Consider the following 15,282-nt stretch of genomic DNA (forward strand, 5'->3'; position numbering starts at 1 on the left):
CCTTGTGTGCCCTTGTTACTTTATGGCTTACTTTGTTATTCACGCATCTCAGTTAAATAGCGCTCGATCTCAAACACGTGTGCGTCCTCCATGCCCAGTTCGCGCAGCGCGTGCGCCAGGTCGATCAGATAATCGCGGTTGGCGCCGCTCGGGCCGTGCGAGCGCGCGATTTGGCGGGCAATATCGCGCTCGCTGGCCTCGCCGAGGAAGGCCGCATTGTCTTCGGTCGCGATGTACACCAGCCCCAGTTCGCTGCCGCCGTCCTCGAAGCGAATATCGGTTGCCAGGCGCAGATAGCCGTTCTTTTCGCGGTGGTCCAGATGGGCAAACACTTCGGGCGTGATCAGGTAAGCCATGCCCGCGGTGACGGCGCCGGGCTGCGCGATCAGTGTGGCCACGCGCCCCGGCGCAGTCTCCGTGCCGCGGTGATCGTGTGAACCTTGCCAGAAGCGCCGGGTCCAATTGCTGATCGTCGCCGGTTTGCGCTCGATGAACGGAAAGTCCGGCTTGAAGATCAGCGAGCCATAGCCGAACAGCCACACGCGATGGTGGCCGTCGAATTGATCCATGCGCTGGTTGATGGCGATGGTGTTGTGTGACATGGGCAGAATCCGTTGGAGACGAGCATCAATTATAGAGGCGGCGCGCCATAGGCGCAGCGGCGACGAAGCGCGTTGTCTATGGCGCCTGCTGAGCAGGCGCGGCTGACGGCGCCTCGTAGCGTGCGTGAGCTGCGGCTGAGCGTCCACAACCTACGGTGGCGTGCGATTGGCTGCGGATAGGGCAGGCTCGTGATCGGCCGCAATCGGAATGTTCCAGTCATGCGACTCGACGAACTTGAAGAGGAAGGCCATGAAGCTCTCGGCCGCCGGCGAGAGCGAGCGCTTGTCGCGCGTGTACACGAAAAAGCGCCGCGTCAGTTCCGGCTCGTGCAACTGGCGCATGTGCAACTGGTGCAGGCGGACCAGCGGTTCGGCGTACGGCAGGCAGACGGTCACGCCCAGCCCGGCGCTGACCATGGCCAGCGCGGTCGTCATGAACGTCACTTCGTTGACGGGATTGAGCGGCACATCGCGCAGCGAATGGTGCATGTCGCTCAGCAAACGTTCGGTAAATTGCCCCTGCAGCGAGATGAACGGGTAGGCCGCCAGATCCGACCATGTCACGCGCTCCTTCTGCTCCAGCGCATGCTGCTGCGGGAACACCAGCACAAACGGCATCTCGAACAGAACCGCAGCTTCGATCTGCGCCGTCGGGTCGCGTTCAGGGCCGATGCCGCAGTCGACCTCGCCGCTGAACACGCGTGCGGTCACGTTTTCGACCCCGCAATCGACCAGGCGCACCTGGATTTCCGGATACGCCTTGCGGTAGGCGGCGATGACCTGCGGCAGCAAGGTGCACGACATCAACTGCGGAGCGGCAATCCGAACCACGCCTTTTTTCAGCCTTGTCTGGCTGGCGATGTCGAGCAGCGCGCCGTCGAGGTCGTCGATCATCTTGGAAAACAGGGGCGTCAGCTCACGTCCAACCTCGGTCAGGGCGATCCGGCGCGTGCTGCGGTCGACCACGCGCACGCCCAGGGTCAGTTCGAGCTCCTTGATCAGCCCCGACAGCGCCGATTGCGTCACGTGCAGATACTCGGCCGCGAGAGTAAAACTGCCGGTCTTGGCGAGCGCGACGAGCGCGCGCATCTGGCGCAAGGTGGGATTCATAGCTTAATCTGATAAGTCGCGTTGAAAATATTGTTTGAATGATAGTTCGTTTTGCACTCTAATAGGGGAATCAACAGGGGAGCACAGCATGAAAATCACCAGGATTCACCACGTAGCCTACCGCTGCAAGGATGCCAAAGAGACAGTCGAGTGGTATCTCCACTACCTCAACATGGACTTCGTGCTGGCCATCGCCGAAGACCAGGTGCCGTCGACCGGCGCGCCCGACCCGTACATGCACGTTTTCCTCGACGCCGGCATGGGCAATGTGCTGGCATTTTTCGAGTTGCCGAGCCAGGCGCCGATGGGCCGCGACGAAAATACCCCGGCCTGGGTCCAGCACCTGGCATTGGAAGTGGGCTCCATGGACGAGCTGCTATCGGCCAAGGCGCGCCTTGAAGCGGACGGCATCGACGTCATCGGCCCGACCAACCACACCATCTTCAAGTCGATCTATTTCTTCGACCCCAATGGCCACCGCCTCGAGCTGGCCGTCAACACGGCCACGCCGGACATGCGGCAGAAGCTCGACGCCGTCAAATGGGACATGCTCAACGAGTGGTCCGAGACGCGCAAGGCGCCAAAACACGCGGCATGGATGCACGAAAACCCCCAAGCGGACCAACATTAAGGCACACATGAAACTTGCAACATTTAAATCGGGCGGGCGTGATGGCTCGCTGGTCGTGGTCAGCCGCGACCTGTCGCGTTATCAGAAGGTTCCCAAGATTGCCGCGACCTTGCAGTTCGCGCTCGATAACTGGGACGATGTCGTCGAACGCTTGCAGGCCGTCTACATTGCCCTGAACGACAACGGCACCTGGGACGCGCAGCCCTTCGACGAGGAACTGTGCCACTCGCCACTGCCGCGCGCTTACCAGTGGGCCGATGGTTCGGCTTATATCAATCACGTGGAACTGGTGCGAAAAGCACGCAACGCCGAGGTTCCTGCATCGTTCTACACCGATCCGCTGATGTACCAGGGCGGCTCGGACTCCTTCATCGGCCCGCGCGACCCCATCTACGCGCTGTCGGAAGAGTGGGGCATCGACCTCGAAGCGGAAGTGGCGGTCATCACCGGCGACGTGCCGATGGGTGCCAGTGTCGAGCGCAGCGCGCAAGCCGTGCGCCTGGTCATGCTGGTCAACGATGTTTCGCTGCGCAACCTGATTCCGAACGAACTGCTCAAGGGCTTCGGTTTCTTCCAGTCGAAGGCGGCGAGCGCGTTTTCGCCGGTCTGCGTGACGCCTGACGAACTGGGCGACGCATGGCAGGACACCAAGCTGCGCCTGCCGCTGAACGTGCAGATCAACGAGCGGCCTTTCGGTAAACCGAACGCGGGCGACGACATGACCTTCAACTTCGCGCAACTGGTCGCGCACGCGGCTAAAACGCGCGAACTGGCGGCGGGCACCATCATCGGTTCCGGCACGGTGTCGAACAAGCAGGGCAATCTGCACGGATCGAGCATCGATAATGGCGGCGTCGGCTACTGCTGCCTGGCCGAAGTGCGCATGTACGAAACGATCGAGCACGGCGCACCGAAAACGTCATTCCTGAAGTTCGGCGACAGCGTGCGCATCGAAATGTTCGATGCCGCCGGTGCCAGCATCTTCGGCGCCATCGACCAGACAGTATCCGTGTATGAGGAGCGCCGGCCATGAAGCTGTACACCTACTTCCGCAGTTCCGCCGCCTACCGGGTGCGTATTGCGCTCAACATGAAGGGCGTGGGCTACGATTCGGTGCCCGTGCATCTGCTGCGCAATGGCGGCGAGCAGCTGGCGCCCGAGTATCTGGCGATCAACCCCAGCGCCTCGGTGCCCAGCCTGCAGGACAAGGGCACCACGCTGACACAGTCGATCGCCATCCTCGAATACCTGGAAGAGGTGCATCCGCAGGTGGCCTTGCTGCCGCGCGATGCGCTGGGGCGGGCGCGCGTGCGTTCACTGGCGCTGATGGTGGCCTGCGATATCCATCCGCTGACCAATCTGCGCGTGCTGCGCCATCTGGTGCAGGAGGTCGGTTTGTCGGAAGAAGCCAAAACCGACTGGTATGTGCACTGGTTGCGCGAAGGAATGGCCGCTCTGGAAGCGCACCTGGCGCATTCGCGGGAGACAGGCCGTTTCTGCCATGGCGACATGCCGACCATGGCCGATTGCTGCCTGGTGCCGCAGGTGTTCAACGCGCGCCGCTTTCATGTGGACATGGCGCCGTATCCGACCATTGCCCGCATCGATGCCGTGTGCGCCGCGCTGCCGCCCTTTGCCGACGCGCATCCATCGCGCCAGCCCGACGCCGAATAAGCAGCTGCCCGGGGCCTGTTGCTGTTTGCCGGAACAGGCCCTCAGCGGGTGGCGAAAGCCACCAGGCCGAGCAGGGTGGCGATCAGCACCGCCACCCCGATCAGCCCGGCCATGATCACGTACACGGGATTGAGGGCCGTGACGTCGCGCTCGAAGTCCGATTTGCGGCGCAGGCCGACGAACGACCAGGCGATCGCCGCCAGGGTTGAAGAAAACGATCGCTCGGTGCCCTGAGTAAGATTCTTGTCAGACATGCTGTTCCCCTTTCGGTAAGTCCGGCAGGGCAAGCGCCCCGATTCCCCTGAGCATAGCCGCCCTGGTTGGTACAGGACAGGAGCAGACCCATGCGCAATACCATATCAAAGCGGGGAACCATGCTGGCGCTGGCCTGTCATATAAACAGGTAAGCCATCTGCGCTCGCCGTGCTGAGGGGGGCGTATGACACTGCGATTCTGTCGAAAGGCATGCGATGCATAAGCGCATTTTGTTAATCCAGGGCCATCCCGATGCGGCACAGGGGCACTTGTGCCACGCGCTGGCGGCTGCGTACAGGGCGGGCGCGGCAAAGGCGGGGCACGAGGTGCGGCAAACGCAGGTCGCCGCGCTCGACTTTCCCATCCTGCGCAGCCAGGAGGAGTGGGAGCACGGCCCATTGCCGCCCGGTCTGCAGCAGGCGCAGGACGATATCCGCTGGGCCCAGCACATGGTGTTTTTCTTTCCGCTCTGGCTGGGGGATATGCCGGCCTTGCTCAAAGGTTTCCTGGAGCAGGTGGCGCGGCCGGGTTTTGCCTTTCCGGGCGATCGCATGCATCCGCTGGTCAAAAAGGGCTTGTCCGGGCGCTCCGCGCGTGTGGTGGTAACGATGGGCATGCCGGCGCTGCTGTACCGCTGGTATTTTCGGGCGCACAGCGTCAAGTCGCTCAAGCGCAATATATTAGGGTTTGTTGGTGTGGCGCCGGTACGCGATACTCTGATCGGCATGGTGGGCGATCCGGAACGGCAGGCGGTGGACAAATGGGTTGGCGCGCTCGAAGCGATGGGGCGCAGTGCGGCTTGATGTGCTGCAAAGGGTTTTTGCGGTAGTAGAAATGGCTGATTTTGCCGAGAGCTAGGCTGGCTGACTTTGCCGGGGGACGGGAATTGCTGATTTTGCCGAGAGGCCGGCCTGGTGCTGCATGTTGGCAGACGAGGCGCGGCCCCGTCTGCGGCGATCTTCAGCAGTGCTTAGTTTGCTTTCGCGGCACCATCGGTTGGCGACGAAATTTCTTGCAATGCTTCGCCGACGCCGGTGGTTTGCTTGGTTGCCATGTCGCCCAGCGACACAATGCCGACCAGCGAGTGCGATTGCTGGTCAACGACCGGCACGCGGCGGATCTGCACGTCGCCCATCTGGGTCAGTACTTCATCGACCGACTGCGTCGCGTAGCAGGTACGCACTTCGGTGCTCATCACGTCGCCGACGCGGTGGCTTTCCGGCGCCTTGCCGGCAGCGGTGGAGCGCACGGTGATGTCGCGGTCGGTGATCATGCCGACCAGTTTCTCGCCATCAACGACAGGAATGGAGCCGATATTGAATTCTTTCATGATCTGCGCGGCGCGGTGAACGCTGTCTTCCGGCGAAACGCGTTGAACATCGCGGGTCATGACATTTTGAATGGTTTGCATATGAGTCTCCAGAGCTGAATAGGTTAGTTGTTACTGCGTCATCCCAATCGGGTTGGCAGCATCATGCACGCTTTCCCAAAAAAGGGCCGCGTGGTTGAAATTGCATCACCCGGCATGCTGCCGGCGACCCGCGTCGGCTACAATCCTCCCTTTTTACCGGCAGGTTCCGATGTCCGTCCAACCCATTCCTCCCGCCATCCTCGACGCTGTCTCGCGCGCGGACCCATCCTGGCAGCCGATACTGCGCCAGGGACTGGAAGCGGTCATGCGCGCCGAGCCCCTGTACCTGCCGACCCTGGCCGCCGATACCTATCTCCCGACGGAACAGCGCCTGTTCGCCGCCTTCGCCTTGCCGCTCGACCAAGTGCGCTACGTGCTGGTGGGCGAGGGGCCGTACCCGCGCGCCGAGAGCGCCACCGGCGTGTGCTTCATGGATGGAGCCGTCGGCAAGCTGTGGTGCGAGAGCGGGCTCTCCAAGCCGGTCAACAAGGCGACGTCGCTGCGCAATTTCATGAAAATGCTGCTGGTGGCCGATGGGCAGCTGCAGGCCGGCGACACCGGCGGCGCTGCCATGGCGCCGGTGGCGGCAGCGGCAGCGGGCAATGGCAGCATCCAGACCCTGGCGGAGTTGCAGCACAATCTGACGCAGCAAGGATTTCTGCTGCTCAATGCCTCGCTGGTGTTCCGTTCCCATGTCGCGCCGGTGATCGATGCGCGCGCCTGGCTGCCGTTCCTGCAAACGGTCATGGCGGCGCTGGCGGCCCGGGAACAGGCACCCACCCTGGTCTTATGGGGGAAAATTGCGGAACAATTACAGAAATTGCCGGAAACTAAGAGTTTTCCGCAGCTGAGCTCCGAGCATCCGTATAATTTGTCATTTATCCAGCATGCTGGCATGCAAGCCCTGTTCGGGCCGATGCACTTGTTGCGCGCCGCTGGCCTGTGATCCGCAGGGAAAGTGAAAATGGTCTCTGTGAAACTGACCGGGACGTCTGCGGGCGGCAAGGGCCGATAATCCACGCGCCCAAGCCGCATCGTCCCATGCATGGCGGATAAGCCGCTACGCCGAAGCCCAGGTGCAATGCCGGGCTCATGTCCAGATGCGGGACCTGCCACTCGTGGGGGGAAATGGGGCCTTCCAAGACAAGATGCCCCGTATTTGGTATACTTGACTAATTCGATCAACTAATACGGTCTTTGATGGCAGTCTTCATCGACGTTGTTGATTGAAATGAGGCAATATTTTAACACTGTGACCGGGGTTGTGATGCGTCTGACCACAAAAGGCCGTTTTGCTGTAACTGCGATGATCGATCTTGCCCTGCGACAGGGCAAGGGCCCCGTCACGCTGTCGGGCATCAGCCAGCGCCAGGCCATTTCGCTCTCGTATCTGGAGCAATTGTTCGGCAAGCTGCGCCGCCATGAAATCGTCGAATCGATCCGGGGTCCGGGCGGCGGCTACAGTCTGGCGCGCCGCGCCGACAAGGTCACCGTGGCCGACATCATCATCGCGGTCGACGAGCCGCTCGATGCGACCCAGTGCGGCGGCAAGGAAAATTGCCACGGCGCCGATACGGCCACCGGCACCCGCTGCATGACCCACGAGCTGTGGGCCACGCTGAACGAAAAGATGGTCGACTATCTCGATTCGGTCTCGCTGCAAGACCTGGTCGACCAGCAGAAGCAAAAGAATTCTGAACAAAACGTCGTGCACGTACACCGCCCGCACGCCGCCGTCGGACAAAATTGAAGCATATTGGAGTGATTTGATGAACGCGCCTTTGGACAAAAACCTCGAGCAGACTTTCGTGACTGCCCCGCATTTCCCGATCTACATGGATTATTCGGCGACGACGCCGATCGATCCACGCGTCGCGGACAAAATGATTCCTTACCTGCGCGAGCAGTTCGGCAATCCGGCATCGCGCAGCCATATGTACGGCTGGACCGCCGAAGCGGCAGTCGAGGAAGCGCGCGCCCACGTGGCCGCCCTGGTCGGCGCCGATCCGCGCGAGATCATCTGGACCTCCGGCGCGACCGAAAGCAACAACCTGGCGCTCAAGGGCGCGGCCCAGTTCTACAAGACCAAGGGCAAGCACATCATCACCGTCAAGACCGAGCATAAAGCCGTGCTCGATACCGTGCGCGAACTCGAACGTGTCGGTTTCGACGCCACCTACCTCGAGCCGCAGGACAACGGCCTGATCACGGTCGCCCAGCTCGAAGCAGCGATCCGCCCGGACACGATTCTGGTGTCGGTGATGCTGGTCAATAACGAAATCGGCGTGATCCAGCCGATCGAGGAATTGGCCGCGCTGTGCCGCTCGAAAGGCATCATTTTCCATTGCGACGCTGCCCAGGCAACCGGCAAGGTGCAGATCGACCTGGCCAACAGCAAGGTCGACCTGATGACCTTCACCGCGCACAAGACCTACGGTCCGAAAGGGATCGGCGCCCTGTACGTGCGCCGCAAGCCGCGCGTGCGCCTCGAAGCGCAGATGCACGGTGGCGGCCACGAGCGCGGCTTGCGCTCGGGCACCTTGCCGACCCACCAGATCGTCGGCATGGGCGAATGCTTCCGCATCGCCAAGGAAGAGATGGAGAGCGAAATCACGCGCATCACCGCGCTGCGCGACCGTCTGGCCAAGGGCTTGCAGGAGATCGAGGAAGTCTATATCAATGGCGACATGGAACACCGTGTGCCGCACAACCTGAACGTGAGCTTCAATTACGTCGAAGGCGAGTCGCTGATCATGGCGATCAAGGATATCGCCGTGTCGTCCGGTTCGGCCTGTACTTCGGCCAGCCTGGAACCATCGTATGTCCTGCGCGCCCTGGGCCGCAGCGATGAGCTGGCGCACAGCTCGATCCGTTTTACCATCGGCCGTTTTTCGACCGAAGCCGACATCGACTTCGCAGTGGACCTGCTCAAGTCGAAAGTCCACAAGCTGCGCGAACTGTCGCCGCTGTGGGATATGTTCAAAGAAGGTATCGACATCAGTTCGATCCAATGGGCAGCCCACTAACCGTATTGAATATTCAGGAGTTTTACCATGGCATACTCGGACAAAGTGTTGGACCACTACGAAAATCCACGTAACGTCGGCGCCTTCGACAAGGGCGACGAAACGATCGGCACCGGCATGGTCGGCGCGCCGGCCTGCGGCGACGTCATGAAGCTGCAGATCAAGGTTGGCGCCGATGGCCTGATCGAAGACGCAAAATTCAAGACCTACGGCTGCGGCTCGGCGATTGCCTCGTCGTCGCTGGTGACCGAATGGGTCAAGGGCAAGACCTTGGACCAGGCGCTGTCGATCAAGAACACCCAGATCGCCGAAGAACTGGCACTGCCGCCGGTCAAGATTCACTGCTCGATCCTGGCGGAAGACGCGATCAAGGCGGCCGTACTGGACTACAAGACCAAGCATCCGGCCGTCGCCTGAAGTTGAAATAAGCGTTGTAAACGCGGAGGGAAACATGGCAATCACACTGACCGAAAAAGCAGCCAAGCACATCAACCGCTTCATCGAACGTCGCGGCAAAGGTGTCGGCTTGCGTTTTGGCGTGCGCACCACGGGCTGCTCGGGCCTGGCCTACAAGCTCGAATATGTCGATGAAGCGGCGGCCGAAGACAATGTCTTCGAGTCGCATGGCGTGAAGGTCTTTGTCGACCCGAAAAGCCTGCCGTACATCGATGGCACCGAGCTCGACTTCACGCGCGAGGGCTTGAACGAAGGCTTCCGCTTCAACAATCCGCACGTCAAGGACGAGTGCGGTTGCGGCGAAAGCTTCCGCATCTGACCTCGGTCGGATAGCCGCATCCATGCAGAATCACTTCGATCTCTTCAACCTGCCGCCCCGTTTCACGCTCGACACGGGCGCCCTCGACGCCGCTTACCGCGACGTCCAGGGGCAGGTGCATCCCGACCGCTTCGTCAATGCCACCGACGCCGAAAAACGCGTCGCCATGCAGTGGGCCACGCGCGCCAACGAAGCCTACCAGACCCTGAAAAACCCGCAGAAGCGCGCGCAGTATTTGTGCGAGCAGAATGGCGTCGACCTCCAAACCGAGTCCAACACGGCCATGCCGATGGCGTTCCTGATGCAGCAGATGGAATGGCGCGAAGCGCTCGGCGACGCGCGCGCGGCCAAGGATCTTGGCGCGCTGGAAACGCTCGACGAGCAGGTCAGGCAGGAGCGCAAATCGCGCCTGGTCCAGATCGGCGAGCAGCTCGACGCGGGCGATTACGAGCAGGCGGCGCAAGGGGTGAGGGCGCTGATGTTTCTGGAAAAATTCGGCGAAGAACTTAGCTTCGCCTTTGACGCGTTGGAGCAGTAGGCACGCTGTCGGACGCTTGCGCCGTGCGTGTTGATGTTCTTTCCCGTCCCGCGCGTACCCCGTCGTTCCCGCGCGTGCCACGTCATTCCCGCCCGCAGGAACGACGAAGTCATTCGCATATAAAAAGAAATCGGTAATCACATGGCACTTTTGCAAATCTCAGAACCCGGCATGTCGACCGCGCCGCACCAGCATCGGCTGGCCGTCGGCATCGACCTGGGCACCACCAACTCGCTGGTCGCCACGGTGCGCAGCGGCAGTCCCGAAGTGTTGAGCGACGAAGAGGGCCGCCCGCTGCTGCCGTCCATCGTGCGCTACCTGCCGAACGGCCACGCCAACATCGGCTACAAGGCCCAGGCCCACCAGACCACCGATCCGAAGAACACCATTGTCTCGGTCAAGCGCTTCATGGGGCGCGGCCTGGCCGATATCGCCTACGCCGAAAACCTGCCTTACGATTTCCAGGATTCGCCCGGCATGGTGCAGCTCAAAACCGTGGCCGGCATCAAAAGCCCGGTTGAAATCTCGGCCCAGATCCTGGCCACCTTGCGCCAGCGCGCCGAAGACTCGCTCGGCGACGAGCTGGTTGGCGCGGTCATCACCGTGCCCGCCTACTTCGACGACGCCCAGCGCCAGGCCACCAAGGACGCGGCCCAGCTGGCCGGCCTGAACGTGCTGCGCCTCTTGAGCGAGCCGACCGCAGCGGCGATTGCCTACGGCCTCGATCACGGTTCCGAAGGCGTGTTCGCCGTCTACGATTTGGGTGGCGGCACCTTCGACATCTCCATCCTCAAACTGTCCAAGGGCGTGTTCGAGGTGCTGTCCACGGGCGGCGATTCCGCTTTGGGTGGCGACGACTTCGACCACCGCCTGTTCTGCTGGGTATGCGAGCAGGCCAAGCTGGCACCTTTGTCCGACGAAGACACCGCGATCCTGATGGTCAAGGCGCGCCAGGCCAAGGAACTGCTCTCGACCAACGCCGACACCACCATCGACGCCATGCTGAACTCGGGCGAGATCGTGCACGTCAGGATCAGCGCCGAAGTCTTTGCCGACATCACCAAGCACCTGGTCAACAAGACCATGACCGCGATCAAAAAAGCCATGCGCGACGCTTCGGTGTCGGTCGACGATGTCGATGGCGTGGTGATGGTTGGCGGCGCCACCCGCATGCCGCACGTGCGGCGCGCGGTCACCGAATTTTTCAAGACCATCCCGCACGCGAACATCGATCCGGACAAAGTGGTGGCGCTCGGCGCCGCCATCCAGGCCAACCTGCTGGCCGGTAACCGCGCCGCCGGCGACGACTGGCTGCTGCTCGACGTGATCCCGCTCTCGCTCGGCATCGAAACCATGGGCGGCCTGGTCGAAAAAATCATCCCCCGCAATTCGACCATTCCATGCGCCCGCGCGCAGGAATTCACCACCTTCAAGGATGGCCAGACCGCGCTGGCGGTGCACGTGCTGCAGGGCGAGCGCGAACTGGTGTCGGACTGCCGTTCGCTGGCGCGTTTCGAGCTGCGCGGCATTCCGCCGATGGTCGCTGGCGCCGCGCGCATCCGCATCACCTACCAGGTCGATGCCGATGGCTTGCTGTCGGTGTCGGCGCGCGAAACGCGTTCCGGCGTCGAAGCGTCGATCACCGTCAAGCCATCCTACGGCCTGGCCGACGATGAAGTGGCGCGCATGCTGCAGGACTCGTACACCTCGGCCCAGGTCGACATGGTGCGGCGCGCGCTGCGCGAAGAACAGGTCGAGGCCGAGCGCATCCTGCTGGCCACGCAATCGGCGCTCGATGGCGACGCCGCGCTGCTCTCGAACGAGGAACGCGCCCTGGTCGACACGCTGATGGACGGCGTGCGCGCCGCGCTGGCGGCATCGAATGTCGAGGAAGGCGAGCCTGCGGCGAAGCAGGCCGCGTTGCACGCCGCGGTCGATGCGCTGGCCAGCGGCACCGAAGAATTCGCGTCGCGCCGCATGGACCAGAGCGTACGCTCCGCGCTGGCCGGCAAAACGCTCGACGAAGTTTAAGAAACACTACCAGGACAATCACCGTGCCACAAATCGTATTCCTTCCCCATCCCGTCTTCTGCCCTGAAGGCGCCGTCATCGAGGCGCCCGCCGGCAAGTCGGTGTGCGACGTCATGCTCGAAAACGATATCGAAATCGAGCATGCCTGCGACCGCGTGTGCGCCTGCACCACCTGCCACGTGCTGGTGCGCGAAGGCTACGCGTCCCTCAACGAGCCGGAAGAAAAAGAAGAAGACCTGCTCGATCGCGCGTGGGGCCTGGAGCCTGTCTCGCGCCTGTCGTGCCAGGCGATCGTGGGAACCGAAGACCTGGTGGTCGAGATTCCGAAGTACACGATCAATCATGCGGCCGAAAAGAACCATTGATCAGGAGAGCGCCATGAAATGGAGCGACATCACGGCTATCGCCGAGGCGCTGTTCGACAAACACCCCGAGGTCGATCCGGCCGCGGTGCGTTTTGTCGACCTGCACAACTGGGTGATTGAGCTCGACGGCTTCGACGACGACCGCACCCGCGGCGGCGAGAAGGTACTGGAAGCGATTCAGGCGGCGTGGATCGATGAAGCGCGCTGACACCGGCGCCGACAAGGCCAGGCCGGCTGAAACGCTGGCGCCCGAAATCCGTCCGGGCCAGTCGATCGCGCTGCTGCAGGAATTGCACATCCTCACGCGCGACGGCAAACTCAATCAGGACAGCCGCCGCAAACTCAAGCAGGTGTATCACCTGTATCAGTTCATCGAGCCGCTGCTCAAGGAAATCCAGCAGGACCACCCTGCCATTTCGCTGGTCGACCATGGCGCCGGCAAGTCCTACCTCGGCTTCATCCTGTACGACCTGTTCTTCAAGGGGCTGAACGACGGCTCGCGCATCTACGGCATCGAAACGCGCGAAGAACTGGTGCAGAAGTCGACGGCACTGGCGCAAAAGCTGGGCTTTCCCGGCATGTCGTTCCTGAACCTGTCGGTCGCCGAATCGACCCGCTCCGACAAGCTGCCGGAACAAATCGACATCGTCACCGCGCTCCACGCCTGCAATACCGCCACCGACGACGCCATCGATTTCGCGCTCAAGAAGCGTGCCAAATTCATGGTGCTGGTGCCGTGCTGCCAGGCCGAAGTGGCCACGGTCCTTAAAAAGAACAAGGGCAAGGACCTGGGCAAGAGCGCGCTGACCGAAATCTGGCGCCACCCGCTGCACACGCGCGAATTCGGCAGCCAGGTCACCAACGTGCTGCGCTGCCTCCAGCTCGAAGCGCACGGCTACCAGGTCAACGTGACGGAGCTGGTGGGCTGGGAGCACTCGATGAAAAATGAGCTGATCATCGCCAGCTACAAGAACCTGCCGCGCAAGCGTCCTACCGACCGTTTGCAGGAAGTCCTCGCCACGCTCGGCCTGGAAGAAATGGGCGAGCGTTTCTACACTCAACATTTAGCGGAAGCCGAATCGACGACATGAGTAACGACGCCACCTCCTGGATTGACCTGCGCAGCGACACCGTCACCCAACCGGGCGACGCCATGCGCGACGCCATGCACAGCGCGCCCGTGGGCGACGACGTGTACGGCGACGACCCTACCGTCAACCGCCTGCAGGACACGGCCGCCGAAATGTTCGGCTACGAGGCCGGTCTGTATGCGCCGTCGGGCACGCAGAGCAACCTGATTGCGCTGCTGCTGCACTGCGCGCGCGGCGACGAATATCTGGTGGGCCAGGAGGCGCACACGTACAAGTATGAGGGCGGGGGCGCCGCGGTCCTGGGCAGCATCCAGCCGCAGCCGATCGCCAACCAGCCCGACGGCAGCATCGCGCTGGCCGACATCGAGGCGTACATCAAGCCGGACGACATGCACTTCGCGCGCACCCGCGTGCTGGCGCTGGAAAACACCATCGGCGGACGCGTGCTCGGCGCCGACTACATGGCGGCCGCCACCACGCTCGCGCATGCGCGCGGGCTGGTCGCGCACCTCGATGGCGCGCGCATCTGCAACGCCGCCGTCAAGCAGGGCATCAGCCTGCGCGCGGCCTGCGCCGGTTTCGACAGCGTCTCCGTGTGCCTGTCCAAGGGCCTTGGCGCGCCGGTCGGCTCGGTCCTGTTGGGTAACAAGGCCTTCATCGAACAGGGCAAGCGCTGGCGCAAGATGCTCGGCGGCGGCATGCGCCAGGCCGGCATGATCGCCGCGGCGGGTTTGTACGCGCTCGAACACAATGTGCAGCGCCTGGCCGATGACCACACCAATGCGGCCAACCTGTCGCGCGCACTGGCGCAGATTGCGCAGCTCAAGGTGGCCACGCCGCAGACTAATATTTTCTACATCGAGGTGCCGCCAGCCGCCTGCGACGCGCTGCGTGCCACGCTGGCGCGCGAGCATATCCGCGCCACGGTCGGTCAGCATACGCGCCTGGTCACCCACCTCAACATCACCGCGGCCGACGTCGAACGTGTCGTCGCCGTATTCACCGCATTTTTTAAAGACTGGCGCCAAGCTGCATGAATGATTCCACCATCCGCCTCGCCAAGCGCGTCGCCGAAATGATGCCGTGCTCGCGCGCGGAAGCCGACAAGTACATCGCGGGAGGGTGGATCAGCGTTGACGGCGTGGTCGTCGAGGAAGCCGGCGCCCGCGTGGCCGACGATCAGGACGTCGTCATCCATCCCGAGGCAACGCTGGTCGAACTGGCGCCGGTCACCATCCTGTTCCACAAGCCGGCCAGCTACAGCGCTGGCGCCGATGCAGATGCCGAAGCGGCACTGAACCTGCTCACGCAAGAAAACCTGCTGGTGGCGGAACACGGCAAGCAGCGCTTTCTCAAGCGCCATCTGGCCAACCTCACGTTGACGTCGCCGCTCGAAACCAAGGCCAGCGGCCTGGTGGTGTTCACCCAGGACTTCCGCGTGGCGCGCAAGCTGATCGACGAGGGTGCGCGCGTCGAGCAGGAGTTCGTAGTGGAAGTCAAAGGAGATATCCGCGAAGGCGGCCTGGCGCTGCTCAATCACGGCCTGACCTTCAACGGCAAGGAAATCCCGCCGATGAAAGTGAGCTGGCAGAACGAAACGCGCCTGCGCTTCGCGCTCAAGGGCGTCAAGCCCGGCCAGCTGATGCACATGTGCCGCCTGGTCGGCCTGAGCATCGTCAGCATCAAGCGCCTGCGCATCGGCCGCCTGCCGATGGCCAGCCTGCCGTCGGGGCAGTGGCGCTACCTGCACGACTACGAACGTTTCTGACCCGG

The 15,282-nt window shown here is 62.5% G+C and carries 20 protein-coding genes; 16 read left to right on the top strand and 4 right to left on the bottom strand.

Annotated features, from left to right (window positions below; translation table 11 throughout):
• Positions 1-35: 35 nt before the first annotated feature.
• Both RBA40_RS00695 and RBA40_RS00700 read right to left on the bottom strand, forming a co-directional pair.
• The gene (locus RBA40_RS00695) at positions 36-602 is read right to left on the bottom strand and encodes a gamma-glutamylcyclotransferase (RefSeq protein ID WP_306645125.1); all 567 of its coding nucleotides are present in this window, start codon (positions 600-602) and stop codon (positions 36-38) included.
• Between the two features lie 150 nt (positions 603-752).
• The gene (locus RBA40_RS00700; RefSeq protein ID WP_306645127.1) at positions 753-1,712 is read right to left on the bottom strand and encodes a LysR family transcriptional regulator; all 960 of its coding nucleotides are present in this window, start codon (positions 1,710-1,712) and stop codon (positions 753-755) included.
• A gap of 88 nt (positions 1,713-1,800) precedes the next feature.
• Between RBA40_RS00700 and RBA40_RS00705 the strand changes: the two genes are divergently transcribed.
• From RBA40_RS00705 to maiA, 3 genes are read left to right on the top strand one after another with little or no spacing between them, the layout of a single operon-like run.
• Positions 1,801-2,343 (top strand): VOC family protein, encoded by a 543-nt coding sequence (locus RBA40_RS00705; RefSeq protein WP_306645128.1) that lies wholly within the window; start codon positions 1,801-1,803, stop codon positions 2,341-2,343.
• 7 nt (positions 2,344-2,350) lie between these two features.
• Complete coding sequence (locus tag RBA40_RS00710) at positions 2,351-3,376, top strand: fumarylacetoacetate hydrolase family protein (protein ID WP_306645130.1); 1,026 nt, start codon at positions 2,351-2,353, stop codon at positions 3,374-3,376.
• Positions 3,373-4,017 (top strand): maleylacetoacetate isomerase, encoded by a 645-nt coding sequence (gene maiA / locus RBA40_RS00715; protein WP_306645131.1) that lies wholly within the window; start codon positions 3,373-3,375, stop codon positions 4,015-4,017. The genes RBA40_RS00710 and maiA overlap by 4 nt, the downstream gene beginning before the upstream one ends.
• 41 nt (positions 4,018-4,058) lie before the next feature.
• Here the strand turns inward: maiA and RBA40_RS00720 are convergent, their stop codons facing one another.
• A complete protein-coding gene (locus RBA40_RS00720; RefSeq protein WP_306645132.1) occupies positions 4,059-4,271 on the bottom strand; it encodes a DUF2970 domain-containing protein in 213 nt (70 codons plus the stop codon).
• A gap of 216 nt (positions 4,272-4,487) precedes the next feature.
• Here RBA40_RS00720 and RBA40_RS00725 point away from each other — a divergent pair, with 216 nt between their 5' ends.
• Positions 4,488-5,075: an NAD(P)H-dependent oxidoreductase gene (locus tag RBA40_RS00725; RefSeq protein ID WP_306645135.1), complete on the top strand. Its 588-nt coding sequence runs from the start codon at positions 4,488-4,490 to the stop codon at positions 5,073-5,075.
• A gap of 167 nt (positions 5,076-5,242) precedes the next feature.
• Here RBA40_RS00725 and RBA40_RS00730 read toward each other — a convergent pair whose 3' ends face one another.
• Positions 5,243-5,683, bottom strand: a complete 441-nt coding sequence (locus RBA40_RS00730; RefSeq protein WP_306645136.1) for a CBS domain-containing protein — start codon at positions 5,681-5,683, stop codon at positions 5,243-5,245.
• 169 nt (positions 5,684-5,852) lie between these two features.
• On the opposite strand from RBA40_RS00730, the gene RBA40_RS00735 reads away from it, so the two are divergent.
• The 12 genes from RBA40_RS00735 to RBA40_RS00790 all read left to right on the top strand — a co-directional run bounded on the left by RBA40_RS00735 (position 5,853) and on the right by RBA40_RS00790 (position 15,277).
• Positions 5,853-6,629, top strand: coding sequence for a uracil-DNA glycosylase family protein (locus tag RBA40_RS00735; RefSeq protein WP_306645137.1), 777 nt, complete (start codon positions 5,853-5,855; stop codon positions 6,627-6,629).
• Between the two features lie 321 nt (positions 6,630-6,950).
• Entirely contained in the window at positions 6,951-7,433 is a 483-nt protein-coding gene (gene iscR / locus RBA40_RS00740) for a Fe-S cluster assembly transcriptional regulator IscR (protein ID WP_099876440.1), read from the top strand.
• A gap of 19 nt (positions 7,434-7,452) precedes the next feature.
• A complete protein-coding gene (locus RBA40_RS00745; protein ID WP_306624507.1) occupies positions 7,453-8,709 on the top strand; it encodes an IscS subfamily cysteine desulfurase in 1,257 nt (418 codons plus the stop codon).
• A gap of 27 nt (positions 8,710-8,736) precedes the next feature.
• Entirely contained in the window at positions 8,737-9,126 is a 390-nt protein-coding gene (gene iscU / locus RBA40_RS00750; protein ID WP_099876445.1) for a Fe-S cluster assembly scaffold IscU, read from the top strand.
• Positions 9,127-9,160: 34 nt separating this feature from the next.
• Positions 9,161-9,484: an iron-sulfur cluster assembly protein IscA gene (iscA, locus tag RBA40_RS00755; RefSeq protein WP_166876663.1), complete on the top strand. Its 324-nt coding sequence runs from the start codon at positions 9,161-9,163 to the stop codon at positions 9,482-9,484.
• A gap of 22 nt (positions 9,485-9,506) precedes the next feature.
• Positions 9,507-10,022, top strand: coding sequence for a Fe-S protein assembly co-chaperone HscB (gene hscB / locus RBA40_RS00760; RefSeq protein ID WP_306645138.1), 516 nt, complete (start codon positions 9,507-9,509; stop codon positions 10,020-10,022).
• Between the two features lie 141 nt (positions 10,023-10,163).
• Positions 10,164-12,053: a Fe-S protein assembly chaperone HscA gene (hscA, locus tag RBA40_RS00765; RefSeq protein ID WP_306645139.1), complete on the top strand. Its 1,890-nt coding sequence runs from the start codon at positions 10,164-10,166 to the stop codon at positions 12,051-12,053.
• Between the two features lie 23 nt (positions 12,054-12,076).
• Positions 12,077-12,418 carry an ISC system 2Fe-2S type ferredoxin gene (gene fdx / locus RBA40_RS00770; RefSeq protein ID WP_054263701.1) on the top strand — a complete coding sequence of 114 codons (342 nt, stop codon included), beginning with the start codon at positions 12,077-12,079 and terminating at the stop codon, positions 12,416-12,418.
• A gap of 13 nt (positions 12,419-12,431) precedes the next feature.
• Entirely contained in the window at positions 12,432-12,626 is a 195-nt protein-coding gene (gene iscX / locus RBA40_RS00775; RefSeq protein WP_306624503.1) for a Fe-S cluster assembly protein IscX, read from the top strand.
• Positions 12,613-13,509: a class I SAM-dependent methyltransferase gene (locus tag RBA40_RS00780; protein ID WP_306645140.1), complete on the top strand. Its 897-nt coding sequence runs from the start codon at positions 12,613-12,615 to the stop codon at positions 13,507-13,509. The genes iscX and RBA40_RS00780 overlap by 14 nt, the downstream gene beginning before the upstream one ends.
• Positions 13,506-14,546, top strand: a complete 1,041-nt coding sequence (gene ltaE / locus RBA40_RS00785) for a low-specificity L-threonine aldolase (RefSeq protein WP_306645141.1) — start codon at positions 13,506-13,508, stop codon at positions 14,544-14,546. The genes RBA40_RS00780 and ltaE overlap by 4 nt, the downstream gene beginning before the upstream one ends.
• A complete protein-coding gene (locus tag RBA40_RS00790) occupies positions 14,543-15,277 on the top strand; it encodes an rRNA pseudouridine synthase (protein WP_306645142.1) in 735 nt (244 codons plus the stop codon). Before ltaE ends, RBA40_RS00790 begins: the two co-directional genes overlap by 4 nt.
• The last annotated feature ends 5 nt before the right edge of the window (positions 15,278-15,282 follow it).

The organism is Massilia pseudoviolaceinigra, assembly GCF_030846505.1.
Lineage (GTDB): Bacteria > Pseudomonadota > Gammaproteobacteria > Burkholderiales > Burkholderiaceae_D > Telluria_A > Telluria_A violaceinigra.